Annotated in this window: 19 protein-coding genes, 1 tRNA gene and 3 rRNA genes; 2 read left to right on the plus strand and 21 right to left on the minus strand. The window is 38.4% G+C overall.

What is annotated here, in order from left to right; all coding sequences use genetic code 11:
* Nucleotides 1-256: 256 nt before the first annotated feature.
* A protein-coding gene (locus AAG186_RS05365; protein WP_342621362.1) for an IS3 family transposase occupies nt 257-1,626 on the plus strand; the annotation gives its coding sequence in 2 pieces (ribosomal slippage) (nt 257-721 and nt 724-1,626; 1,368 coding nt in all).
* Between the two features lie 42 nt (nt 1,627-1,668).
* Here AAG186_RS05365 and AAG186_RS05370 read toward each other — a convergent pair.
* From AAG186_RS05370 to AAG186_RS05410, 9 genes are read right to left on the minus strand one after another with little or no spacing between them, the layout of a single operon-like run.
* Nucleotides 1,669-2,259 carry a V-type ATP synthase subunit D gene (locus AAG186_RS05370; RefSeq protein ID WP_161637505.1) on the minus strand — a complete coding sequence of 197 codons (591 nt, stop codon included), beginning with the start codon at nt 2,257-2,259 and terminating at the stop codon, nt 1,669-1,671.
* A 1-nt stretch (nt 2,260) separates the two neighbouring features.
* The gene (locus tag AAG186_RS05375; protein ID WP_161637504.1) at nt 2,261-3,706 is read right to left on the minus strand and encodes a V-type ATP synthase subunit B; all 1,446 of its coding nucleotides are present in this window, start codon (nt 3,704-3,706) and stop codon (nt 2,261-2,263) included.
* A gap of 12 nt (nt 3,707-3,718) precedes the next feature.
* Complete coding sequence (locus AAG186_RS05380) at nt 3,719-5,443, minus strand: V-type ATP synthase subunit A (RefSeq protein WP_342621363.1); 1,725 nt, start codon at nt 5,441-5,443, stop codon at nt 3,719-3,721.
* A gap of 11 nt (nt 5,444-5,454) precedes the next feature.
* On the minus strand, nt 5,455-6,021 hold the full coding sequence (locus AAG186_RS05385; RefSeq protein ID WP_161637502.1) for a V-type ATP synthase subunit E: 567 nt from the start codon (nt 6,019-6,021) through the stop codon (nt 5,455-5,457).
* Nucleotides 6,022-6,330 (minus strand): V-type ATP synthase subunit F, encoded by a 309-nt coding sequence (locus AAG186_RS05390; protein WP_342621364.1) that lies wholly within the window; start codon nt 6,328-6,330, stop codon nt 6,022-6,024. It lies immediately after the preceding gene.
* Entirely contained in the window at nt 6,327-6,761 is a 435-nt protein-coding gene (locus AAG186_RS05395) for an ATP synthase subunit C (RefSeq protein ID WP_342621366.1), read from the minus strand. Before AAG186_RS05395 ends, AAG186_RS05390 begins: the two co-directional genes overlap by 4 nt.
* A gap of 13 nt (nt 6,762-6,774) precedes the next feature.
* A complete protein-coding gene (locus tag AAG186_RS05400; protein WP_342621367.1) occupies nt 6,775-8,565 on the minus strand; it encodes a V-type ATPase 116kDa subunit family protein in 1,791 nt (596 codons plus the stop codon).
* A gap of 11 nt (nt 8,566-8,576) precedes the next feature.
* Nucleotides 8,577-9,569, minus strand: a complete 993-nt coding sequence (locus AAG186_RS05405; RefSeq protein ID WP_237558319.1) for a V-type ATPase subunit — start codon at nt 9,567-9,569, stop codon at nt 8,577-8,579.
* Between the two features lie 7 nt (nt 9,570-9,576).
* Nucleotides 9,577-9,897, minus strand: a complete 321-nt coding sequence (locus tag AAG186_RS05410; RefSeq protein WP_125164354.1) for a hypothetical protein — start codon at nt 9,895-9,897, stop codon at nt 9,577-9,579.
* Between the two features lie 104 nt (nt 9,898-10,001).
* Here AAG186_RS05410 and AAG186_RS05415 point away from each other — a divergent pair.
* Nucleotides 10,002-10,090 (plus strand) — tRNA-Ser (locus AAG186_RS05415).
* A 149-nt stretch (nt 10,091-10,239) separates the two neighbouring features.
* On the opposite strand, the gene AAG186_RS05420 is transcribed toward AAG186_RS05415, so the two are convergent.
* The 12 genes from AAG186_RS05420 to AAG186_RS05475 form a co-directional block, all read right to left on the minus strand.
* Nucleotides 10,240-11,451: a diphosphate--fructose-6-phosphate 1-phosphotransferase gene (locus AAG186_RS05420; RefSeq protein ID WP_125164353.1), complete on the minus strand. Its 1,212-nt coding sequence runs from the start codon at nt 11,449-11,451 to the stop codon at nt 10,240-10,242.
* Between the two features lie 79 nt (nt 11,452-11,530).
* Nucleotides 11,531-13,381 (minus strand): ABC-F family ATP-binding cassette domain-containing protein, encoded by a 1,851-nt coding sequence (locus AAG186_RS05425; RefSeq protein ID WP_342621368.1) that lies wholly within the window; start codon nt 13,379-13,381, stop codon nt 11,531-11,533.
* A 14-nt stretch (nt 13,382-13,395) separates the two neighbouring features.
* A complete protein-coding gene (locus AAG186_RS05430) occupies nt 13,396-14,691 on the minus strand; it encodes an N-acetylmuramoyl-L-alanine amidase (protein ID WP_342621370.1) in 1,296 nt (431 codons plus the stop codon).
* 9 nt (nt 14,692-14,700) lie between these two features.
* Nucleotides 14,701-16,083, minus strand: coding sequence for an asparagine--tRNA ligase (gene asnS / locus AAG186_RS05435; RefSeq protein ID WP_161637496.1), 1,383 nt, complete (start codon nt 16,081-16,083; stop codon nt 14,701-14,703).
* 19 nt (nt 16,084-16,102) lie between these two features.
* Entirely contained in the window at nt 16,103-16,726 is a 624-nt protein-coding gene (locus AAG186_RS05440) for a redox-sensing transcriptional repressor Rex (protein WP_003774010.1), read from the minus strand.
* Nucleotides 16,727-16,783: 57 nt separating this feature from the next.
* Nucleotides 16,784-17,794: a tRNA (adenosine(37)-N6)-threonylcarbamoyltransferase complex transferase subunit TsaD gene (tsaD, locus tag AAG186_RS05445; protein WP_161637495.1), complete on the minus strand. Its 1,011-nt coding sequence runs from the start codon at nt 17,792-17,794 to the stop codon at nt 16,784-16,786.
* Complete coding sequence (rimI, locus tag AAG186_RS05450) at nt 17,795-18,223, minus strand: ribosomal protein S18-alanine N-acetyltransferase (RefSeq protein ID WP_342621372.1); 429 nt, start codon at nt 18,221-18,223, stop codon at nt 17,795-17,797.
* The gene (tsaB, locus tag AAG186_RS05455) at nt 18,223-18,786 is read right to left on the minus strand and encodes a tRNA (adenosine(37)-N6)-threonylcarbamoyltransferase complex dimerization subunit type 1 TsaB (RefSeq protein ID WP_125164347.1); all 564 of its coding nucleotides are present in this window, start codon (nt 18,784-18,786) and stop codon (nt 18,223-18,225) included. The genes rimI and tsaB overlap by 1 nt, the downstream gene beginning before the upstream one ends.
* Entirely contained in the window at nt 18,786-19,205 is a 420-nt protein-coding gene (gene tsaE, locus AAG186_RS05460) for a tRNA (adenosine(37)-N6)-threonylcarbamoyltransferase complex ATPase subunit type 1 TsaE (protein WP_125164346.1), read from the minus strand. Before tsaE ends, tsaB begins: the two co-directional genes overlap by 1 nt.
* A 79-nt stretch (nt 19,206-19,284) precedes the next feature.
* Nucleotides 19,285-19,398, minus strand: a 5S ribosomal RNA gene (gene rrf / locus AAG186_RS05465).
* Nucleotides 19,399-19,474: 76 nt separating this feature from the next.
* Nucleotides 19,475-22,372: ribosomal RNA gene (locus AAG186_RS05470) — 23S ribosomal RNA — on the minus strand.
* A 307-nt stretch (nt 22,373-22,679) separates the two neighbouring features.
* Nucleotides 22,680-24,218, minus strand: a 16S ribosomal RNA gene (locus AAG186_RS05475).
* The 16S, 23S and 5S rRNA genes sit together here, the layout of an rRNA operon.
* Nucleotides 24,219-24,599 lie beyond the last annotated feature (381 nt).

Here is a 24,599-nt window from a genome sequence, read left to right on the forward strand (position 1 = left end):
TTGTCATTTTAGCACTTTTTACTAGCGTAATCAAAGTTTTTAGTAAAAGTTAGTATGAAACTTTGATGCTCAATATTGGAATAATCACATTCCAAACATTCCATCTCTATTACAGAGTTGCTCTTATACGCAATTTCCAATTTTTATTATATCTTTTTCAGCCATCTGCTTTATCTTAGTTATAAAAAAAACAGACGATAACCGTCTTGAACCGAACCCCAAATCTTGAACAAAGATGAGGAGGTTCGGTTTTTATATGTCAAAGTTAACAAGAGAAGAGAAAATAGAAATATATACGTTAAGAAAGAACGGAAAAACAATTCCATCACTTTCAAAATCCTATGGTATTAGAGCGAGTGTTATCAATCACCTAGTGCGTCTTATTGATACTCATGGTATTGAGATTTTAAGAAAGGATAGAAACCGTTATTATTCTCCTGAATTCAAACTCGAGGTAATCACCCGTGTCTTGATCCACCACGAATCGATGTCGGCAACTGCTGTAGAAATTGGGCTGAGTTCTGTAGGAATACTTTATAATTGGATACAAGCCTATAAGAAAAACGGTTATAATGTCATTGAGAAGAAACGAGGAAGACCTTCCATGACAAAACAGAAAACAAACGATAAAGATAATTTAACTACTGAAGAAGAGATCAAAGAACTCAAGAAAAAACTTCAATACGTTGAAGCAGAGAATGAATATCTAAAAAAATTGAATGCCGTAGTGAAACAAAGGGTGGAGCGAGAAAAGAAGACAAAGTAAAGGCAGTCTCCTCACTACGACAGAAGTATCCCTTACAGCTCTTACTTGAAATCGCTGGTTTATCGCGATCAACTTACTATTTTTATGTTTCAAAAGTTGATACAGATTTTAAGAATGATGAATTAATGAATTTAATTATTGAAATCTACTACGAAAATAGAGAACTATATGGGTATAGAAGAATAGCCTTGGAGCTTAAGAATCGTGGTCATGTAGTGAATCAAAAGAAAGTGCTGCGCTTAATGGGGAAACTAGGAATACACTCGTTGATACGCAAGAAACGGAAATATTCATCGTATAAGGGAACGGTAGGTTCTGTAGCAGAAAACCATATAAAGCGGGACTTCGAATCGCTCATCCCTAATGAAAAGTGGTTCACTGACGTGACTGAATTTAGAGTCGGTGACAAGAAGTTATATCTTTCTCCAATTCTAGATGCATGTGGACGATACATTATTTCGTACAATGTTTCTACAAGTCCTAATTTAGATCAAATCAAAGACATGCTTGAAAAAGCATTTCGACAAAACACATTCGTTAAAGATCTGATATTTCATTCTGACCAAGGGTGGCAATATCAACATGCATTTTTTGTAGAAACTCTCAAAGAAAAAGACATAATTCAAAGTATGTCAAGAAAAGGGAATAGCATTGATAATGGGTTAATGGAAAGTTTCTTTGGCATAATGAAATCAGAAATGTATTACGGTTTAGAAAAGACGTACAAAAGCATTAAAGAATTAACAATAGCAATCGAAGAATATATCGACTATTATAATAACAAAAGAATTAAGAGCAAACTAAAAGGACTGACTCCTGCACAGTACAGAAATCAATCCTTTAGTTTAACTCTTAATTAAACCGTCCAAGATATTGGGGGCAGTTCATCTGTCATTTCTCAATTACATTTTTTTTACTAATTTCATTCGAATAAATTCTTCACGCTCTTTTTCTTCGAGCGCATCTGAAATTGTTTTGATTTTAATCTCAAGATCTGGAATAACAATTTGTTCAAGTGCATTAGCTCGTTTTCGACTTTTCTCAATTGCTTTTGCAAGTCGGTACATACCGTTGTCCAGTTCAGCTAGTTTTGCTGTATAGAGCTTAACCTGACGCATTTGCAAAAAAACTTCATCAAGTCTCGAATTACTTACACTAAGCGCATATGGAATTTTAACTTCCTTTTCCTCGATGGTTACTTTAGGTATTTCAATCCCCATAACAGATCGATAGACTATTTTAATGTCTTCTTCAACAGGCATTAATTTTGCAATGCGATCAATTACACCTAATGAAACATTTGCACGTTGTAAAGAAAGATATGCTTTATCGTAAGTTTCGTCGATCACATCACGCAATTCTTTAACGTCATCCATCATTTTGGATAACTCTTGCATGAGAATAACTCGTTTTCGATCCATTAGCTCGTAGCCCAACTTTGCTAATCGTAACGACTCTTTACATGCAAGTAAATTTCCTTTAGTAATTAACACGTTAGTGCATTCCTTCTAACAAGACTGCATCCACAAGTTCGGGGCTATTTTCTTTAAAATATACCACTGCAGCAGCATGATCATAATGTGCTTCAAGTAATTTTGAATCAAGGCGGTCAAGATCATGAATTGGTAGCAATGATAACAAATGCCAACCAATATCTAAGGTTTCAGCGACACCGCGGTTTGTTCCATCGCCTTGACCAACAAAATAGTTTTCAAAAATCTTACCGAAAGATAGGTATTTTTGATCCGCTTTCGAAAGTTCATCCAACCCGATAACTGAGGCTAAATTTCGAACATCAATTACTTTTGCATAGGCAGCAAAGAGTTGTGACGAAACACTTGAATGATCGCCCCGAGTTAAACCCTCTCCAATCCCGTCTTTCATTAGACGTGAGAGGGACGGTAAAACGTTTATGGGTGGATAGATTCCTTTTTGCGTCATGCCTCGATCCAGTACAATTTGACCTTCTGTAATATAACCTGTACAGTCCGCAATCGGGTGTGATATATCATCATTAGGCATTGTTAAAATTGGAATTTGAGTTAATGATCCAGTACTTCCTTCAACACATCCTGCTCGCTCATACATGCTTGCAAGATCTGAATAGAGATACCCTGGATATCCCTTTCGACCTGGAACTTCTTCTTTGGAAGAACTATATTCACGCAATGCTTCGCAATATGATGTAATGTCTGTCATCACAACAAGAATATGCATATTTTTTTCAAACGCAAGATATTCAGCCGCAGTAAGTGCAAATCGTGGTGTTAAAATTCGCTCAATGATTGGATCATTGGCAAGGTTTAAGAACATGGTTACGTGATCCATTACACCGTGTTCCATAAATGTCTGTTTAAAGAATGCCGCAACATCATGTTTTACTCCCATCGCAGCAAAGACAATAGCAAAATCTTCATTACTATCTCCATGCAACTTCGCTTGACGAACAATCTGTGCAGCAAGCTCATTATGGGATAACCCACTCCCTGAGAAAATCGGTAATTTTTGTCCACGAATAAGTGTGTTTAACCCGTCAATAGCGGAAACGCCTGTATTAATATAATCTCGAGGATAAATTCTAGATACAGGATTAATAACTCGTCCATTAATATCCGAGAATTTCTCAGTAAACACGGGTCCTAATCCGTCGATTGGAACTCCAGAGCCACTAAAACTTCGACCTAATATTTCTTCAGAAAGACCAATCTCAATAGGCTTTCCAGTTAATCGTGTTAACATGTTTTTCTTCGACATGCCCTCAGTATTTTCAAAAACTTGAATTAATGCTCGCTCACCTTGCAATTCAATAATGCGTCCAAGACGTCTATGATTGTCATCATCTACAAGTTCCACGAGTTCATCAAAGGATGCGTTTTTAACACCTTCAATTGCTACTAGAGGACCATTAATACTCGATAATCCTTTAAATAATATACTCATATCGATCTCCTCCTATTGAATGGACGCAAGTGCGTCGTCTACTTTTTTATAGTATGCATCAAACTTTGATAAATCTTCATCAATGGCATATTTAATTCCCACAATTTCATCAAAAATATGGGTGTTTGTGATTGCGTTCATAGGTTTTTTATCATGTAGCACCAATTGGCATTGTTGATATGTATAGTTAATGAGCTTCAACATTTCAAATTGCTTTTGGAGCGAAACAGAACTGTCGTACTCGTGAAATGCATTTTGTTGTAGGTATCCGACACGAATCACACGTCCCATTTCAAGCGTTAATTTTTGTCTATCTGCCAAGACATCCTGACCAATTAATTTCACAATCTCCATCAGACTTGTTTCTTCATTAAGAATAGATAGAATCATTTGTCGATACTCCAAAAACTCAGGTGCAATATGTTGATCATACCATCCATCTAATTGAACAAGATACTCACTATAGGATAAATTATAGTTTATAGATGGGAAATGACGAATGTACGCTAAAGCTTTATCTAAAGCCCAGAAACAACCAATAAAACGTTGCGTATTTTGTGTTACAGGCTCCGAAAAATCAGCACCTTGAGGTGATATCGCACCAATAATACTAATTGAACCCACATCACCATTGAGCGTATCAACAAACGAACTTCTTTCATAAAAGGCCGCTAACCTTGATGCAAGATAAGCTGGAAATCCTTCTTCTGCTGGCATTTCTTCAAGGCGTCCTGATAACTCTCGCAATGCTTCTGCCCAGCGTGACGTCGAATCAGCCATAAGGGCTACATGATAGCCCATATCACGGTAATACTCTGCAAAGGTAATTCCCGTATAGATAGAGGCCTCACGCGCTGCTACAGGCATGTTAGATGTATTTGCAATTAAAATGGTTCGTTCCATTAGCGTACGTCCCGTTTTTGGATCAATTAATTCTGAAAATTCTTCAAGAACCTGAGCCATTTCATTCCCACGTTCGCCACATCCAATATAGACAATAATATCGGCATCACACCATTTTGCAAGTTGATGTTGAAGCATTGTTTTACCTGCGCCAAAACCACCTGGAATTGCGGCACTACCGCCCTTTACAATTGGAAACAACGTGTCAATAACTCGTTGTCCCGTAATCAATGGTTGCTTCGCATCAATACGACGCGCGACAGGGCGTTCATGGCGAATTGGCCACATTACAGAAAGTGTAAACACGGTTCCATCTTCTAATGTTAATAGCGTATCATCAAGTTTATAAAGTCCATCTTGACACTCCGATACAATAATTCCAGCCGTCGTAGCCATCAAACGATGCTCGATTGAACCTGTTTCTTCAAATGTTGCGTAAATCTGACCTAACTCAACAAAATCACCTTTTGAAACGGAAAAATTCACGTGCCACTCACGATCTTCGGACAATGTACGCATACTTTGACCCACATCGAGATAGGAACCATATTTTTCAGACAATCCTTGGAGAGGACGCCCAATACCATCATAAATATTACCCAAAAGTCCAGGTCCTAACTCAATACTTAAGGGTTGGCCCGTATGTTCAATGGGTTCTCCAACTTTCATAGAAGATGTTGATTCATAAACCTGAATGGTCACGAAATCATCATCGATTCCAATAACTTCTCCTAATAATTTTTGATGTCCAACATACACCATCTCAGACATTGTGAAGTTATCAACATCTTGACTCTTAATAATTGGACCATTAATCCAATAAATTGTACTCATATTGATCACCTCTATATCCATAATTGACTTTCCTGAACAAAATATTTCATTGCATCATTAAATCGAGAATCCAATGTGTAATCATAAACAACATTGCCAACTTCACATAAAAACCCGCCAAGTTCAAGTTCAATAAACTCGATTGTTGCATTTTTTACATCAAATAATAACTGATCTTCTCTGCAAATCGAAATCACTACCGGCAGTGTTGGATCAAGATTTAAATCATCAAGACATTGATCGAGATAATTTTTATAGTCCTCCGATTTTCGAAAATGAACTACTTTCTCCTTAATTTCATTTCCAAATGAATCAAGCAATTCTTGACGACGCATTCTAAGACGCTTTTGCACACTGAATCTTAATTCCGATTCGACGCGACTGCGTTTTTTTTCTTCGCGATCTTTAATACTTCGAATACGTGATTTAATTGAATGTTCAACTTGAATTTTATATGCTGAAAGTTCTGAATCTACTTTTTCTTTTTGAGCACGTTGACTCATTTCTGTATAATTTCGTGCTTCTTCATCAATAATATTAACGATTTCTTTTGAAACCTTAGCTTTTTCTCCAGCCATTTATACCACCTCTCCGATAATTTTAGAAATTGTTTCATCAATCATCGATTGAACTTCATGAGATTTATGTCGGTCTGATATTTCAACAATTAAAGGACTCGACAGATTTAATTTTAAATCTTGAATATACTCACGATCTAAATCGAAAATTTTAGTTGTAAGTAAAATAATTCCAATATCAGCACTGTGAATTGCAGTTTCAAGTTCTTTGTTAAGTTCCTCTTTTTCGTGAACAACCACACCCTCAATACCAGCTAAACGTAGTCCCATTTGGGTATCGATGTTGTCACTGATAAGATACATTTTCATAATTTATTAATAATAAGAATAGCGATTAAGAGCCCATAAATCGCAACCCCTTCAGCAAGTGCAACGAAAATCATTGCTTTACCAAAGTTTTCACCCTTCTCAGAAATAGCACCAATTGCAGCAGGTGCCGCTTGACCAACAGCATATCCAGCACCAAGTACAGAACAGCCTACAGCAATCGAAGCAGCTAAATAAGCCATTCCCTGTGCATTACTTCCTTGAAACGCATTTGAGACAGCTTCATCAGCATGTGTATAACCACTAATCAAAACAACACCAATTAATGCTGCAAAGAAACATGATACTTGGAACCAAACTCGGAACTTCGCATTTTGTGGATCCACTTTTTTCTTATATACCGGTATAAGTGGTAACGTGATAAGACCAATTAAAAGCATTGGTCCGAAAATTTCAAATAATGATAATGACATAAATATTTCCTCCTTAGTAAACTGATTTAAATGGCTTTCCACCACCGTCGTAATAACGACTAAACATTTCATAATATTCCAAACGTAATGTTTGAATACCCACAATAAGTCCTTCTAAACCGATAACGAAAATATTACCGAATATTAAGATTAAAATACCCGCATTTCCCGCCATCTCATTGAGAGTCATAACAACACTCATCATTCCAGCATGTGAAAGGACAAACCCTCCAACACGAAGAAATGACATCGTGTTGGCGATAAAACTTAATAAAACTTCAAATAATTCGAAGAAACTTTCGACTAAGTAACCACCCCAACCTTCATGGGGAGAGGCACTCATTTTATTCATAAGATTCGATAACGGTTCTTTAAATAAAATCATGACTAACGGTAAAACAATAAACAGGAAAATTGTTAGTGGATTGACAGCATTGATTCCTTGAAAATTTAATGCGACGGCCCCCATAATAAACCCGTAAAACATCAAGCCCGCAATACCGTTTTGACTGTAAATTGCGTTCGTGAAATCTTTTTTCTTTAACGATAAAAAGATATTGAGCACTATTGACATTAAAATCAAGAAAACTCCAAGTGTGACTGTTGTTAAGAGCAACGTCATCGTGAAATCAGGACTTGTAACATGAATCGGTAATCCAAATGGCGCTAGAATTGGTTTCAAAATTTCTTCGTTTCCAAAAAACGAACCATAAATTAATCCAAAGAACATGGAGAACATTCCAATTCGGACCGCAACATCTCCAAGCTTAATCCCTTTTTTCTTAGATAAATAATACCCGCCTAATGCGATTACAAACCCTTGACCTAAATCGCCAAACATAATCCCAAACAGCAAGCAATATGTTATTGCAAAAAATGTAGTTGGATCAAATTCGCCATATTTAGGCAAACTGTACATTTCAACAAAAGTCTCAAACGGTCGAGAGAACCAACCATTCCTCAATCGTGTTGGCGGTAATAAACCTTCTTGCGTTGATGCATCAAAGTTTAAAACCTTCATTTCTTTTGGAAATAACGACTCAAAAACCGAAAGTCTTGTTTCTGGAATAAATCCAACAATTACCGCTTCTTGATTGTAGATTGTTATATATTTATAGTATGCCTCTTTCATCGATTGTTCTTTAATATATCCATACATATTCTCTAACAAATCGGCACATTCTTTTCTTAAACTATCATCCGCACCAATCGGTATCGCGAGCGGTTCAAAAAATAACGTCTCAAACATTGGGACAAGATGATTTTCATCTTCTTCCAAACAAATCCAAACAATCCAACCATACTGCTTCGTTCGATGCAATTCTGTGAATACAAATCGTTCATCATTGTGCAGTGTAATTTTAGATAATGAATTAGTAGGAATTCTTCCGAAATGTACACGGATAAAGCCCTCCTCTACTTGATCTAAAGGATACTCTCGCAACTTACTTAATGCTATTTTGTCGTCATCATTTAAACTTGATAAAGACGATTCTTGTCGGTGAAGTGTATTATATCGTTGCTCAGCTTCTTGTAGAGCATTTTCAATTTGTTCCACTGAATAACTGCGATCATGGTTATCACTTAGCGTTAAATGTAAATCTGTAATAATACGCTCACATCGTGAAAGATAACTGTCATAAATTCGATCGTTGGGATATAACAACCCACCGTCTCCATCCTTTACAACTTCCGTCGCAAGTTCAGGATGAAAGTTTGGACAAGTCATAATATTGTCAATCATCGATAACACATTTTTAGGTTCCGTTGATACCATAACAAGTCTCATTTTTTCTATTGCCACTAAACCACCTCCTAAATAATCAGCAACTTAACAATTTCTTCGGGGCTCATCTGGTATCGAACTCCCTCAACAACATCAATAATATTCTCGATTTCTATTTTCAGTAGAAACATATAAGAGAACAAAATCACATCTGAATTTGTTGAAAAACGAATTTTTCGTTTCATGATACTATATCGAATCATATCAAAGTAATATTCGATGTGACGGTCTCCTTCAAAATCCTCATACTTACCATAAGGTGTCTCTTTAAATGCTTCTAAAAAACTGTCTGCGTCGCAGTTAAAAATCCAATCTTGAAGTCTATTTTCTGAGATATAGTATGGTTCATAATGAACGCGTTTTAGAATCTCATTCGATGTCATATTAAAATACTTTTTCATTCGGTAAACGTTCGAAATATTTTCAAGTTCAATATTAATTCGAAAAACTTCGAGTAATTCTTTGTTGTTTGGTTCATGGCGAATTAGATCCAACATACGTTGGTTATAGAATATTTTTAAGCTATCTTCGCACTTTGAAATATCAACAACACTATCTGTAAGGAACGCGAGTGGTTTATTATAAGACGTATGTTCTAAATACTTATAAACCGCTTCAAATGTTGTGCATTGCGCTAAACCATATACATCAAATGACATAAGATGATTAAGATCTTCAACAAAGTCCTCCACAAAATGACTTGTTCCTGCATCAATCGCATGCAGGATAAATATTATTTGCGAGATTTCGACTTCGCGAACATAGAACTCATAAAAATGATGCTTACTAGTTTGAATAAACCGCATAAGACTTAAGAACTCTAAATGTGATTTTAAACGAATACGCTGTTCAAAAAAACCACGGTGAATCCCTTTTTCATTAATGCCTTCTAATACATCCTCGTATCGTGTTTCATTCTTCAAGAAACTTGCAATTCCCGGAATATCAGGCATTTCTAGCATCGATCGATAGTGTGCAGCCGTCAAATGTTGACTATAAAACGAACGTGCCTTTGTAGACATTGCATAATCACTTGCCATCTAATGTAGTAATTCTTTTAAAAAGAATTTGCTCCCATTCTTTTTTGGCTACATTAAACCGCTCGTCCAAGTCCTTGACACGTTCGTTATATTCATGATCTGACATAGGCTTAAGGCGTTCGTAGCGTGCATTAGACTCTTCTCGAATCTTTGCAGATTCGTGTTCAAATACTTCTGATAACGCATTATCTATCGATTTTTTTAATTCTTCAAAGTGTTCTTGATCAAATTCATTCGTCAACTCATGTTCATGAACCAACTGCTTTGCACTTTGATTTGCTTTCAATATTCGAAGAATATGTTCATCCATAATTTGCCCTCCTTAAAAAGACAAAACCTATAATACTCCTATCAAAAATAAATTTCAATAAAATATTCCTTTTTTTATTAAAACTTGGTATAATACACATTGTTGGAGAAATACCCAAGAGGCTGAAGGGGTCGGTCTCGAAAACCGATAGGAGTGAAAGCTCGCGAGGGTTCAAATCCCTCTTTCTCCGCCATAATAAAATTTCAACAATCACTTTGTAGTGATTGTTTTTTTTATTAGCATGTATATCCACATTTAACCACTTTATTGATTTTAAATCAACAACTTACGCGATGTGTTCTTGATTATAAAGAAAAAAGACTCCGTTTGGAGTCTTTTGAATTAACGCATGTAGAATGGTTTTACTTGACGAGGTAAACCTTTTTCGTCAAACATAACTACTGGACGTCCTACTAATAGAGGTGCGATGTAGTCATGTGCTTCTTGAGTGATACCTGCAAATTCTGGTAAGATCCACTCAACTGGGAAGTTCTTAACATGGTTTGCGACATTGCTTGCATCTGTTGCAAAGAATTCAACATCGTATTCTTCTACACCTTCAACACGTTTAAGAGCTACCATTTTACCTGTAAATGATGGTTCCATTGAACGCATGTGTGCTGACATACCAAGTTTGAATGACTCATCAACATCTACTTTTGATTGTTCTGTAGCGTGTGAACGTTGAGCGTTACTTAAATCTTGAACTTTAGCTCGTTCTGAAATACCTGCTTCAAGAATCATTTCACGTAAAGCATTTCCTGCTCCACCAAGAACTGCATGGCCAAATGTATCATTTTTTGATTCACCAGCAGCTAAGTAAGTTCCATCTTCATAACGAACACCTTCACTTACAACGATATAGCATTTATTTTTTTCATCAATGTGTTTTTGAACTGTTTTCAAGAATGCTTCTTTATCGAACGCTAGTTCAGGAAGAACTACCATATCAACAACACCTGAAACACATGCACTTGCTGCTAACCAACCAGCATCGCGTCCCATTGTTTCAAGAATGAATACATCTTGACGTGTATAAACTGTACTATCCAACCATGTTTGGTAAGCAGTTGTAGCAATAAATTTCGCTGCACTTGCAAATCCTGGACAGTGATCGATAACCATAAGGTCATTATCAACAGTTTTTGGACAACCAACAAACTGGAATTCTGTATGTCCATTTGCTTCTGCATATTGTGACAATGCATACACTGTATCCATGGAGTCGTTTCCACCAACGTAGAACATTGTACGGATATCATGTTTTTCTAAAATTGTAAACAATTTTTCGAAATCTGCAACGTTCTCGCGTTTTAACTTATAACGACATGAACCTAAAGCACTTGAAGGTGTTTGACGTAAAACATTGTTTTCGTCTTCACTCATGTGTGTTAAATCCACAAATTTTTCTTCAAGAATTCCCTCAATTCCGTGAAGACCACCTAAAACCACATCATAAATTGGGTTCAGTTGGTTTGCTTTAACGATACCTGCAACAGTAGCGTTAATTACTGATGTTGGCCCACCTGATTGAGCCACTAAACATTTAGCCATATAGTAATCTACTCCTTTATTTTTTACCAATTCCTATTATACACAATAATATCAAAATAGCCAAATAAGAAAGCAATTTCTAAGCGTTTTCTTCTAAGATTTCAGAAACCTCAGCCCATTCATTTTCTCGGTTCTTAATTTCATTATGAATTTCATCTATCGTTTGATTTAATTCATTCATCTTTTCATAATCATGATAATAATCGGGATTGAACCGAAGTTCACGATGGATTTCTAAATCTTCATAATACTCAATCAGTTCTTCTTCAAGTTTCTTTTGTCTATTTTTATATTTTTTTAGATTAACATATTCTTTTTTGTTCGATTCCTTTTGCTCCATGGACTTTTGTTTGTTTTCACTTACAATCTCATTCATACTCTTTTCTGTGTGTTCAAGAACACCATCTTTTAAGAGCAATATATCCGTCGCAAGTTTTTCAATAAAATACCGATCATGCGAAACAAAAATCATAGTACCATCATAATGACTTAATGATTTTTCCAGTGCTTCTTTACCTTGGATATCAAGATGATTGGTTGGTTCATCAAGAACTAGAAGATTATCGTGACTGAGCATTAATTTAATTAAAGACAAACGAACACGTTCACCCCCAGAAAGAACCGAAACAGATTTAAAAACCTCTTCACCCTTAAAAAGAAATTGGCCTAAAGCAGTTCTAATTTCTGTATGATCTAACTGAGGGAAGTCATCCCATACTTCTTCTAAAACAGTTTTTTCCATAGAAAAGTCTAGTAGATTTTGGTCAAAATATCCCATTTCAATTTGATGTCCGAGTAAAATCTCACCACTGAGCGGTTCTAAACGTCCCGCTAAAGATTTTAGAAGCGTTGATTTTCCCGTACCATTATCACCGACAATTGCATAACGACGCCCCCTCGTAAAGGTTTGTGTCACGGTTGTTAAAGGTTTATCATAACCAATAACAAAATCACTTAAGGTTAAAACATCCTTTCCACCTCTTACTTGGGATTTAAATTCTGCTTTAAACTCTTTTGTTTTCGAATCCTTTGTCTCAAGTCGATCAATACGCTCGAGATACTTAATCTTTGATTGAGCAAAAGCTGCTTTATTTTTTTTATATCTAAATTTTTCAATTAGACCTTCAATACGTTCAATTTCTTTTTGTTGATTTCGAACTTTAATATTATGACGCTCAATATCTTTTTCTTTTAGAACTTGATATCCTGAGTAATTACTCGAATATCGTGTCGCAATGTAATCTTCAATCTCCACAACAACATTACATACACGATCTAAAAATAATCGGTCGTGCGATACCACAACGACAGAACCATCGTATGCATTAAGATACCCTTCAAGCCATTCAATCGTAGAAATATCGAGGTGGTTTGTCGGTTCATCAAGAAATAGAATATCTGGCTTGCTTAATAAGAGTCTTACGAACGCTAAACGTGTGATTTGACCTCCGGAAAATGTATTCAATGGTCGATTCAAATCTTCTACAGAAAAATTAAATTTTGTAAGAAGCGTATGAACTTCTGTCTCAATCGAGTATCCACCACGTCTTAAAAATTCAGTTTGAATACGGTCATATGATTTTAGAACCTTTTCACTATGATCCGTCTTCATAATTTGCTCTAAATCATGAAGTTGAGTCTGAAGTTGAGTTATGTCACTGTATGCCTCTGCGAAAAAATCTTTGAGGATCACTTGATCTTGCGTTATATGGATTTGCTCTAGAAATCCAGTCCGGATACCTGACTTCCAAAACACATTCCCTTTATCTAAAATTTCATTACCTGAGAGAACATTTAATAATGTTGTTTTCCCAACACCGTTGGCTCCAATAAGCGCAACTTTTTCATTCTCTTGTATAATTAAATTTAAATCTCTAAAAAGCTCCTGACTTCCAAAAGATTTAAATGCACTTTTAACTTGAACTAACATATACTTTCACCTAATTATTTTGAGTACCCTAATTCTGCAAGAATTCCTGCTACCGTTGCATCAACAATTTTCGAATGTTCTTGTTTCCATGTCTTAAATGTTTCATCATCATTCATGAACCCATATTCAATTACAATCGATTGCATACCCTTGTTACTTGACGACGCAAATTGATTTAATTCGAGATATGTTTCATTCATACTTCCCGCCCCAGTAAAACGACCACCTGCTTCACGTATAGAATCAATGGAATCATACCCATCAACTTGTTCTGGATGATACACACCATCCATACTTCTACCTGAAGACCAGATCGATGGTTTTAAGGACGTTGTATTCATAATGTTTTTCATAATATTTGTAGCGAGCTTATTAGAGGTAAAGTTAGAGTACATAATCGTTGCACCCTTATCACCTTCATATGGACTGTTCGGAAAACGCAATTGAATATAATACTTCGCACCAACATCGTAAGCAGTCTTTAGACGTCCATCCGGACCATTTAATGACTTCGGAAGCTTATCATCACGTGCAATCATTACCGTCAGTCCCTTAGCCTCTAACTGAGTTTTGATTCCTTCAGCGGTACGATACATTTCTTGACTTTCGATTAGATCCGAGCGTTGACCACCATAATCAATATTTCCATTCTCATCTTCAATAAATGCTGCTGGATCAATAACGATATCAATATTTTCTTTCGGTGTTTCTACTGATGAAACCTCTAAAAATACATAATTATCATTCATAACTTCTTGATCGTCATTAAACAAATCCTTATCCGCGATAATTCGAATTTTTTTAGAATAGCCATCCTTGGATACGGAATAAAAGACGTCATCAATTTTATTGTCTGATCGAAGTGACAACTGCTTGAGCCCTTCTAGTATTTTAATTTGATAAAAACCATCTTCAAGCATCTCCATTGGAATTTTATTGTCCAAATCAACGTTCATCATATAGACACTTTCTTCATTTTTACAAAGGTTATTCAAAAACACAGTTTTGCCATCAAAAGGATCTTGTTCATGAACTGTGTATGATTTATTATACAATCCTAACGTTTGTCCATAGATACCATAATCATTCAAATCAATGGGCGGTTGATGTTCTAAATGTGCAAGGATTTCTTGTGTTTGAACAAAATCCGTCTTACATATCGAAAAATGAGAATCCATTTCTTGATTTGCAGGCTTATAAAGGTCATAAACAGCATAAACTAGCAGCCCTACTAATAGAATAAAAGGAACTACAATTTTGTAGTTCGCTCTTTTTCTTTCTTTTGGAACATAATTTGATTTAAAATCCATGTCCTACTCCTAGTAATCTAAATGACGTGGTGTACGTGCAAATGGAAGCACATCACGAATATTAGTCATTGAAGTAATATACATTAAGAAACGCTCGAATCCAATTCCAAATCCTGCATGCTTGACACCGCCATAACGTCTTAAATCAAGATACCATTCAAGACTCTCTTTTGGTATATCAAGTTCTTCCATACGTTTTTCAAGGACATCAAGACGCTCTTCACGCTGTGATCCACCTACGAGTTCACCAACGTGCGGAACGAGTAAATCACAAGCTGCTACGGTTTTACCATCATCGTTGAGACGCATATAGAATGACTTAATTTCTTTAGGGTAGTCCGTAATGAATACAGGTCCTTTAACAACTTCTTCACTAATAAAACGTTCGTGTTCTGACTGCAAGTCCGTTCCCCATTCAACTTTATATTCAAAGCGGTCATTCTCTTTTTGAAGTAACTCGACTGCTTCAGTATAAGTCATTCGCTTGAATTCACTTGAGAGTAATTGATTGAGTCGCTCTAACAATGATGTATCAATACGTTCATTGAAGAATTTCATTTCCTCAGGTGCATTTTCAAGGACATATTCAATACAATATTTTACAAGGTCTTCGATTAAATTCATATTGTCTTCGAGATCTGCAAACGCAATCTCTGGCTCAACCATCCAAAATTCACTTGCATGGCGGGCTGTATTTGAGTTTTCTGCACGGAAAGTTGGACCAAATGTATACACATCCCTAAATGCAAGTGCGAAAGCTTCTGCATGCAATTGTCCAGATACCGTAAGGCTTGCCTTTTTTCCGAAGAAATCCTTTTCATATTTTGCATCATCACGTGTTGTAACAACAAACGCTTCTCCTGCGCCTTCAGCATCATTTCCAGTAATAACTGGGGTATGAACGTAAACAAATCCTTGGTTTTGGAAAAATTCATGAATTGCCATTGAAAGCACCGATCGAACACGGAAAACTGCCATGAATGAGTTGGTACGAACGCGTAAATGAGCAATCTCACGTAAATACTCGTAGCTATGGCGTTTTTTCTGTAACGGATAGTCTGAACTGCATTCACCTTCCAACTTGACTTCTTTAACTTCAATTTCAAAAGGTTGTTTACCATCAGGTGTTACTTTAAACAAACCTGTTACGGTAATGGCTGTTCCTGTATTATATTTACCAATTTCATCATAATTTTCAAGATTTGCTGCATATACACATTGAGCACTTCTAAAATAGGTTCCGTCGTTCAGTTCTATAAACCCAACATTTTTCCCTTTGCGGTTGGTTCGAACCCAACCTTGCAATTGAACAAACTCAATTGCATCTACTTCAATTTCCGATCCATATGCTAATAAGTCATAGCACTCTCGTATTGTTAAATATGAAATCATCTTTACACCTCAACTATTTTTAACGAATATTATTAGTTTGGAAAATTAATTCCTGAACCGTAGATACGACATCTACAGTTTTTACGATTACATGTTTTGGAACTTGAATATGTTCACTCGAAAAGTCAACAATTCCTACAATTCCTAAATCCACAAGTTTATCGATTGTTTCTTGCACATTTTTTGAAACCGTTACGATAGCAATGCGACATCCTTTAGGCATTCGCTCTTCCAACTCACTCATATGGTAAATCGGAATGTCCGATGCCTCCCCTAATTTATTAGGATCAATATCAAATGCACACGCAATTTCTCCAACTACGTGATTCCAACGATTATAATTTAGAATAGCACGCCCTAAATTACCGGCACCCACTAAAATCAACTCTTCTTCAAAACTCACACCTAAAAGATTATCAAACGTTTCAATTAACGTTTTCACATCATAACCATATCCTTGCTTACCGAGAGAACCAATAAACGAAAAATCACGACGAATTGTAGTAGATTCAATATCTACAAATAAAGATAATTCTCGCGATAAAATACGTTCAACTCCCATATTATAGAGTTTTCTTAATGCCTTTAAATATATAGGGTACCTTTGCATAGTTGCCTTTGGTACATTAGATATATTACTCATGATATCACCACCGTGTAAATCATATCACAAAGTCTTCCTATATTAAATGTGAAAACTTTAATAAGAAATTAGTTGTTTGTTAGAAAGAGCCGATATTTCACAATCTCCGCGCACACCTTTATCATAAGCGATTTGACCAGCTAATCCGATCATGGCCGCTTGATCCATACATGCCCAAAGTGGCGGAACTAAAATATTTAAGTTTGGATATTTTATATTTAAATCTACAATTTGTTTACGAACCTCTGAGTTAGCAGCGACCCCGCCTGCCAACACAAGCGATTTATATTGAATTGTTGAGTTCTCAAGAGCGTATTCAACACGTGACATGAGCTCTCTAACCGCTGCATGCTGGAATGCATATGCAACATCTTCTACAATAACCTCACGACCATTGCGCTCCTCACGAAGCGTTAATTGTCTCACTGCAGATTTTAGTCCGCTAAAAGAGAAATCCAGTGGATTTTCTGTTTTTACTTTTGGTAATTGATAATTCGTTTTTCCTGTCTGTGCGAGTTTGTCAATTACCGGTCCACCGGGATAGCCTAATCCAAGTAGACGCGAAACCTTATCAAATGCCTCTCCTACCGCATCATCCTGAGTCTTACCAATTACTTCGAATTGATATTCATCGATCATTGAGACGAGCTCAGTATGACCTCCCGAAATAACAAGAGCAAGTAATGGAAATTTCAAATCTCCAACCAATTTATTGGCATAAATATGACCCGCAATATGGTGTACTGGTACCAAAGGTTTTCCTAAACTCCAGGCAATTGTTTTGGCTGCCATAACACCTACGTGTAAAGACCCAATTAAACCGGGTCCTTGTGTAACAGCAATCGCATCCACGTCTTCAATTTTTATATCTGCTTTGTTTAAAGCATCCTTAATTACGATGTTGATGTTCTCTACATGAAGTCTTGAAGCGACTTCTGGAAAAACACCACCATATTGTTTATGAATTTCAATTTGAGTTGATACCGAGTTACTTAAAACCTCAATACCGTCTTTAATTATTGCGCAAGATGTTTCATCACAACTTGACTCTATAGCTAATATTAACATTTATAACACCTTTCTCATCACAACTGCATTTCTGTTTGTACCATAATAATTTTGACGAATTGATATCATTTCAAAATTAAATTTTAGATAGAATTGGAGTGCATTTGTATTATTTTCTTCAACTTCTAAGAAGATTTCTTTTACCTTGTAATTTATGGAAATACTACATAGATGATTCATAAGTTTCTTTCCATAACCTTGGGATTGATAATCTGGATGAATTGCAATTTGGAGTATATCACATGTATCTCCAATCAACCTAAGACTATAAAAACCAATCACGCTATGATTCGTTTCAATGACATCCACCACGGAATTTATGTTTGATAGTTCATCCAAATATTGTTTTTCAGTCCAATGCGAAGCAAGTGTAAGTTGATCAATTTGAATAATTGCTTGAACATCATCAATTGTTGCGTTACGAATCATTATTTGATGTAATTCGGAACAAGTAAATCAATATTTGTTTCTACTTCCCAAGAGTCCTTTACATCAAGAATATTCTGTATAATGCGTGGGTTTTCTGATTTTTGATCCAACAAATCCAGATCACCAAATAAATCAAGATCAATATCCTTTAATTCATCCATCATATATATACGCTCATCATTAACTATACCATTTGATACATAAGCACCGAACACACGACCTGATCGCGCATCAATGAATGAGAAACCATTATTATTTCCAGATAAAGAAAGCAATGTATTAACTTTATAAACCTTTAGTTTATGATTAGTCAGTGCAAATGTTTTAGCGAAAGTCATCCCAATTCTTAAACCAGTGTAACTTCCTGGTCCACTTGTAATTACGACTTGGTCGATATCCATAGGAACCAATTTAGCTTCTCGAATTGCTTCATCCACATAAGTTAATAAAAATTCAGATTGCTTTTTATCCATAAGAGATTGTTTATTTACTTTCAAGGTCCCATCAACCTCCAAGCCAACAGCAAGAAATTTATGCGATGTATCAATAATTAGTGTATTCATTAATTCAGCTCCTCAATTGTAATTGTTCTCTCATTTTCATCATCATAATCAAGAGTTATTAGATAGTCTATTTTGAAATCCAAGTCATCCAGATATTTTCCCCATTCGAGTACGACAACATTTTCATCGTCTAACAAATCAAATAAACCAATCGCATCCGAAGAAACACCTTCTAATCGATATGCATCAATATGTTTTAAATTCAGTCGACCGTCGTATTCCTTTAGAATCGTAAATGTCGGACTACTAATTGTCTCAGAAATATTTAAACCCTTCGCAAGGCCTTTTGTAAACGCAGTTTTTCCAACGCCTAGATCACCTGCTAAAGATATAAGGCAACCCTTTGACAGACTTTGTCCAAATTGCTCTCCTAATTGCATTGTCTCAGTTACTGAGTATGTTTTTATTTGTTTTTTCATTTTCATCACCATCCGAATAATTATATCACACTTCTTACACAAATATAAAAAAAAGACACTCTAAATAGAGTGTCAAATTACCTGGCGATGAACTATCTTCACTAGCGCTTGGCTAGATATTGTCGCCGCTAAAGTGCTTAACTTCTGTGTTCGAGATGGGAACAGGTGTGACCACTTCGCTAAAACCACCAGATCTTAGTGCTTTAGAGAGATGAACTCTCAAAACTGAATAACAGAAATTTGATCTTTTTCGAATCGTTGTATCTTTTGTGATTAAAACCTCGACCTATTAGTATCAGTCAGCTCCACATATCACTATGCTTCCACCTCTGACCTATCAACCTGATCGTCTCTCAGGGGTCTTACTACTTACGTATGGGAAATCTCATCTTGGAGTTGGCTTCGTGCTTAGATGCTTTCAGCGCTTATCCAGTCCATACTTAGCTACCCAGCGATGCCCTTGGCAGAACAACTGGTACACCAGCGGTATGTCCATCCCGGTCCTCTCGTACTAGGGACAGCGCTCCTCAAATTTCCTACGCCCACAACAGATAGGGACCGAACTGTCTCACGACGTTCTGAACCCAGCTCGCGTACCGCTTTAATGGGCGGACAGCCCAACCCTTGGAACCTAATTCAGCTCCAGGATGCGATGAGCCGACATCGAGGTGCCAAACCTCGCCGTCGATGTGAACTCTTGGGCGAGATTAGCCTGTTATCCCCAGGGTAGCTTTTATCCGTTAAGCGACGGCCCTTCCACGCGGAACCGCCGGATCACTAAGCCCGACTTTCGTCCCTGCTCGACTTGTAGGTCTCGCAGTCAAGCACCCTTCTGCCTTTACGCTCGTCGATTGATTTCCAACCAATCTGAGGGTACCTTTGGGCGCCTCCGTTACTCTTTAGGAGGCGACCGCCCCAGTCAAACTGCCCACCTGACACTCTCCCGGTACCGGATCACGGTACGCGGTTAGAACTTCAAACATACAAGAGTGGTATCCCAATGGCGACTCCACATATACTAGCGTACATGCTTCATAGTCTCCCACCTATCCTGTACATGTAGGCTCAAAGTTCAATATCAAGCTACAGTAAAGCTCCATGGGGTCTTTCCGTCTAGTTGCGGGTAACCGGCATCTTTACCGGTACTAAGATTTCACCGAGTCTGCTGCCGAGACAGCGCCCAAATCGTTACACCTTTCGTGCGGGTCGGAACTTACCCGACAAGGAATTTCGCTACCTTAGGACCGTTATAGTTACGGCCGCCGTTCACTGGGGCTTCAGTTCAATGCTTCGAACGAATTCTAACATATTCCCTTAACCTTCCAGCACCGGGCAGGTGTCACCCCCTATACTTCGTCTTGCGACTTTGCAGAGAGCTGTGTTTTAGTTAAACAGTCGCTTGGGCCTCTTCACTGCGGCTCTTACGAGCACCCCTTCTCCCGAAGTTACGGGGTCATTTTGCCGAGTTCCTTGGCAACAGTTCTCTCGCTCACCTTAGGATTCTCTCCTTGCCTACCTGTGTCGGTTTTGGTACGGGCCAATACATAATTAACGCTAGAAACTTTTCTTGAGAGCTGGCATCAGTTACTTCGCTACTTCCTCACGGGTTCACTCCTCATAACGCCTTTGCTTTGCATGGCGGATTTGCCTACCATACAGCTCCTTCGCTTAAACCAGCACTTCCAGTCGCTGGCTTAACCTAGCCTTCTCTGTCATTCCTTCACTTATGTATCGGGTACAGGAATATCAACCTGTTGTCCATCGACTACGCTTTTCAGCCTCATCTTAGGTCCCGACTTACCCAGGGAGGACGAGCCTTCCCCTGGAAACCTTAGGCAATCGGTGTGTCAGATTCTCACTGACATCTCGCTACTCACACCGGCATTCTCACTTCTATACACTCCACTGCTCCTTACGGTACAGCTTCAACGCAGTATAGAACGCTCCCCTACCATTTATTGAAACAATAAATCCATAGTTTCGGTATCATACTTAGCCCCGGTACATTTTCGGCGCAGGGTCACTCGACTAGTGAGCTGTTACGCACTCTTTAAAGGATGGCTGCTTCTGAGCCAACCTCCTAGTTGTCTGTGCATCCCCACATCCTTTTCCACTTAGCATAAATTTTGGGACCTTAACTGATGGTCTGGGCTGTTTCCCTTTCGACTACGGACCTTATCACCCATAGTCTGACTGCCAACTACTATCCACTGGCATTCGGAGTTTGATTATATTCAGTACCCCGAGATGGGGCCATCATACATTCAGTGCTCTACCTCCAGTGGCCTTACATTGACGCTAGCCCTAAAGCTATTTCGGGGAGAACCAGCTATATCTGAGTTCGATTGGAATTTCTCCGCTAGCCACAACTCATCCGCCAGCTTTTCAACGATGGTCGGTTCGGTCCTCCATTTGGTTTCACCCAAACTTCAACCTGGTCATGGCTAGATCACTCAGTTTCGGGTCTACCACAATGTACTATATCGCCCTATTAAGACTCGCTTTCGCTTCGGCTCCGTCTCTTCAACTTAACCTCGCACATTATGAGTAACTCGCCGGTTCATTCTACAAAAGGCACGCCATCACCCATTAACGGGCTCTGACTTCTTGTAAGCATACGGTTTCAGGATCTATTTCACTCCGCTTCCGCGGTTCTTTTCACCTTTCCCTCACGGTACTGGTTCACTATCGGTCACTAAGGAGTATTTAGCCTTACCGGGTGGTCCCGGTTGATTCCGACAAGGTTTCACGTGCCTCGCCGTACTCAGGATACCACTAGAGTATCTTACGCTTTCGTCTACAGGGTTTGCACCTTCTTTGACTGGCCTTTCAATGCCATTCGACTAGCTTCGATATCCCACGTTGTGGTCCTACTACCCCATCACGAAGATGGTTTGGGCTTTTCCCGTTTCGCTCGCCACTACTCAGGGAATCACTTTTGTTTTCTTTTCCTCTTGCTACTAAGATGTTTCAGTTCGCAAGGTTGCCTCATCATAAACTATGTATTCATTTATGTGTAATACTGCATAACCAGTATTGGGTTTCCCCATTCGGATACCCCCGGATCGTTGTGTACGTACCACTCCCCGAGGCATTTCGCTGTTAGTCGCGTCCTTCATCAGCTCTTAGTGCCTAGGCATCCACCGTACGCCCTTACATATTTAATCACATGTAATTTCGCGCCCTAATTCTTAAAATCAGGTTTTTTTTACGCTTATCGCTTGATAAGCTGTGTGTTTGCTTTGATTGCTTACTTAATTGCTTAAGTTACTGTTTTTGTTTAACTTGATGTAAATCTAGTTTTATACAACTATTCGAAAAGATCATGTTGATAACATTTATTTCTTTGTCTATCTCTTTTTCTTTTCTGTTATTCAGTTTTCAAAGATCATTTTTCTTGAGATTCCAACGGACTCTCAAAACTAAACAGGAAACTTTAGGTGTCAACTTCACGTCTTTCTAATTACTCCTTAGAAAGGAGGTGATCCATCCCCACCTTCCGGTAGGGATACCTTGTTACGACTTAACCCCAATCATCGATCCTACCTTCGACGGCTCCCTCCTAGTAAACTAGGTTAGGCCACCGGCTTCGGGTATTACCAACTCTCATGGTTTGACGGGCGGTGTGTACAAGGCCCGAGAACGTATTCACCGCGGCATTCTGATCCGCGATTACTAGCGATTCCGACTTCATGGAGTCGAGTTGCAGACTCCAATCCGAACTGAGACGTACTTTCTGAGATTCGCTCCGCATCGCTGCTTCGCTGCCCTCTGTATACGCCATTGTAGTACGTGTGTAGCCCAGATCATAAGGGGCATGATGATTTGACGTCATCCCCACCTTCCTCCGGTTTATCACCGGCAGTCTCTTTAGAGTCCCCAACTTAATGCTGGTAACTAAAGACAAGGGTTGCGCTCGTTGCGGGACTTAACCCAACATCTCACGACACGAGCTGACGACAACCATGCACCACCTGTATCCGCCATAACTATTACACATCTCTGTGCTTTTGCGCGGTATGTCAAGACCTGGTAAGGTTCTTCGCGTTGCTTCGAATTAAACCACATACTCCACCGCTTGTGCGGGCCCCCGTCAATTCCTTTGAGTTTTACGCTTGCGCGCATACTCCCCAGGCGGGATACTTATTGCGTTAACTACAGCACTGAATTTCTCCAACACTTAGTATCCATCGTTTACGGCGTGGACTACTAGGGTATCTAATCCTATTTGCTCCCCACGCTTTCGAGCCTCAGCGTCAGTTACAGGCCAGTTAGCCGCCTTCGCCACTGGTGTTCCTCCATATATCTACGCATTTTACCGCTACACATGGAATTCCACTAACCTCTCCTGCACTCTAGTCTACCAGTTTCTATGGCATCACGGGGTTAAGCCCCGAACTTTAACCATAAACTTGATAAACCGCCTGCGCTCCCTTTACGCCCAATAATTCCGGATAACGCTTGCCACCTACGTATTACCGCGGCTGCTGGCACGTAGTTAGCCGTGGCTTTCTGGTAAGGTACCGTCATATAAGAAGCATTCCCTCTTCCTATCGTTCTTCCCTTACAACAGAGCTTTACAACCCGAAGGCCGTCTTCACTCACGCGGCGTTGCTCGGTCAGGGTTTCCCCCATTGCCGAAAATTCCCTACTGCTGCCTCCCGTAGGAGTCTGGGCCGTGTCTCAGTCCCAGTGTGGCCGGTCACCCTCTCAGGTCGGCTACGCATCATCGTCTTGGTAAGCCGTTACCTTACCAACTAACTAATGCGCCATAAGCCCATCTCGTTGTGATGTATCCCATCTTTAATTAATCTAAGATGTCTTAGATTAACGTATCCGGTATTAGCAGAAGTTTCCCTCTGTTATCCCAGGCATCGAGGCAGGTTGCTTATGTATTACTCACCCGTTCGCCACTAAGTTCCAAGGAGCAAGCTCCTCTTCACTTCGTTCGACTTGCATGTATTAGGCACGCCGCCAGCGTTCATCCTGAGCCAGGATCAAACTCTCCATTTGATTCTTTCTCTTTTTAACTCTGACGAGTTTTGTTTATTTATTTATCCGTATTTCTTTTTGAAATTGACGTTTCCTGTTTAGTTTTCAAAGACCATTTTCTGCACTCGGTTTCCCTTAGCGCTTGTATATAATACCACCCTCTTTATCCACCGTCAACACTATTTTCACTTTATTTTGACATTTCTTCTTTTTTTAGGTCTTTTCCGCCTTTTCGTGATTTTCACGGTTCATTCCACCCGTTTTTACCCCGTTTTTGATTCATTCCTCAGCCCTTTTATCTGCATTTTAATCGATAATTTCGTGATGTTTCTTTCGTGGATCCATACTTTCGAGGCTTTAGTTCATCGAAAACAGACCGACTTTCTACGCATTTATTTTCAT

It is taken from the genome of Erysipelothrix sp. P66 (genome assembly GCF_038682365.1).
GTDB lineage: Bacteria > Bacillota_I > Bacilli_A > Erysipelotrichales > Erysipelotrichaceae > Erysipelothrix > Erysipelothrix piscisicarius.

Coding starts and splice junctions, on each gene's coding strand:
- AAG186_RS05425 (WP_342621368.1), bottom strand. CDS start 13,381: ATGTTAGTTCAAGTTAAAAGTGCATTTAAATCTTTTGGAAGTCAGGAG.
- AAG186_RS05375 (WP_161637504.1), bottom strand. CDS start 3,706: ATGAGTATATTATTTAAAGGATTATCGAGTATTAATGGTCCTCTAGTA.
- asnS (WP_161637496.1), bottom strand. CDS start 16,083: ATGATTTCATATTTAACAATACGAGAGTGCTATGACTTATTAGCATAT.
- AAG186_RS05380 (WP_342621363.1), bottom strand. CDS start 5,443: ATGAGTACAATTTATTGGATTAATGGTCCAATTATTAAGAGTCAAGAT.
- AAG186_RS05385 (WP_161637502.1), bottom strand. CDS start 6,021: ATGGCTGGAGAAAAAGCTAAGGTTTCAAAAGAAATCGTTAATATTATT.
- tsaD (WP_161637495.1), bottom strand. CDS start 17,794: ATGTTAATATTAGCTATAGAGTCAAGTTGTGATGAAACATCTTGCGCA.
- tsaE (WP_125164346.1), bottom strand. CDS start 19,205: ATGAAAAAACAAATAAAAACATACTCAGTAACTGAGACAATGCAATTA.
- AAG186_RS05440 (WP_003774010.1), bottom strand. CDS start 16,726: ATGAGTAATATATCTAATGTACCAAAGGCAACTATGCAAAGGTACCCT.
- AAG186_RS05430 (WP_342621370.1), bottom strand. CDS start 14,691: ATGGATTTTAAATCAAATTATGTTCCAAAAGAAAGAAAAAGAGCGAAC.
- AAG186_RS05405 (WP_237558319.1), bottom strand. CDS start 9,569: ATGTCTACAAAGGCACGTTCGTTTTATAGTCAACATTTGACGGCTGCA.
- AAG186_RS05395 (WP_342621366.1), bottom strand. CDS start 6,761: ATGTCATTATCATTATTTGAAATTTTCGGACCAATGCTTTTAATTGGT.
- AAG186_RS05390 (WP_342621364.1), bottom strand. CDS start 6,330: ATGAAAATGTATCTTATCAGTGACAACATCGATACCCAAATGGGACTA.
- rimI (WP_342621372.1), bottom strand. CDS start 18,223: ATGATTCGTAACGCAACAATTGATGATGTTCAAGCAATTATTCAAATT.
- tsaB (WP_125164347.1), bottom strand. CDS start 18,786: ATGAATACACTAATTATTGATACATCGCATAAATTTCTTGCTGTTGGC.
- AAG186_RS05420 (WP_125164353.1), bottom strand. CDS start 11,451: ATGGCTAAATGTTTAGTGGCTCAATCAGGTGGGCCAACATCAGTAATT.
- AAG186_RS05410 (WP_125164354.1), bottom strand. CDS start 9,897: ATGGATGAACATATTCTTCGAATATTGAAAGCAAATCAAAGTGCAAAG.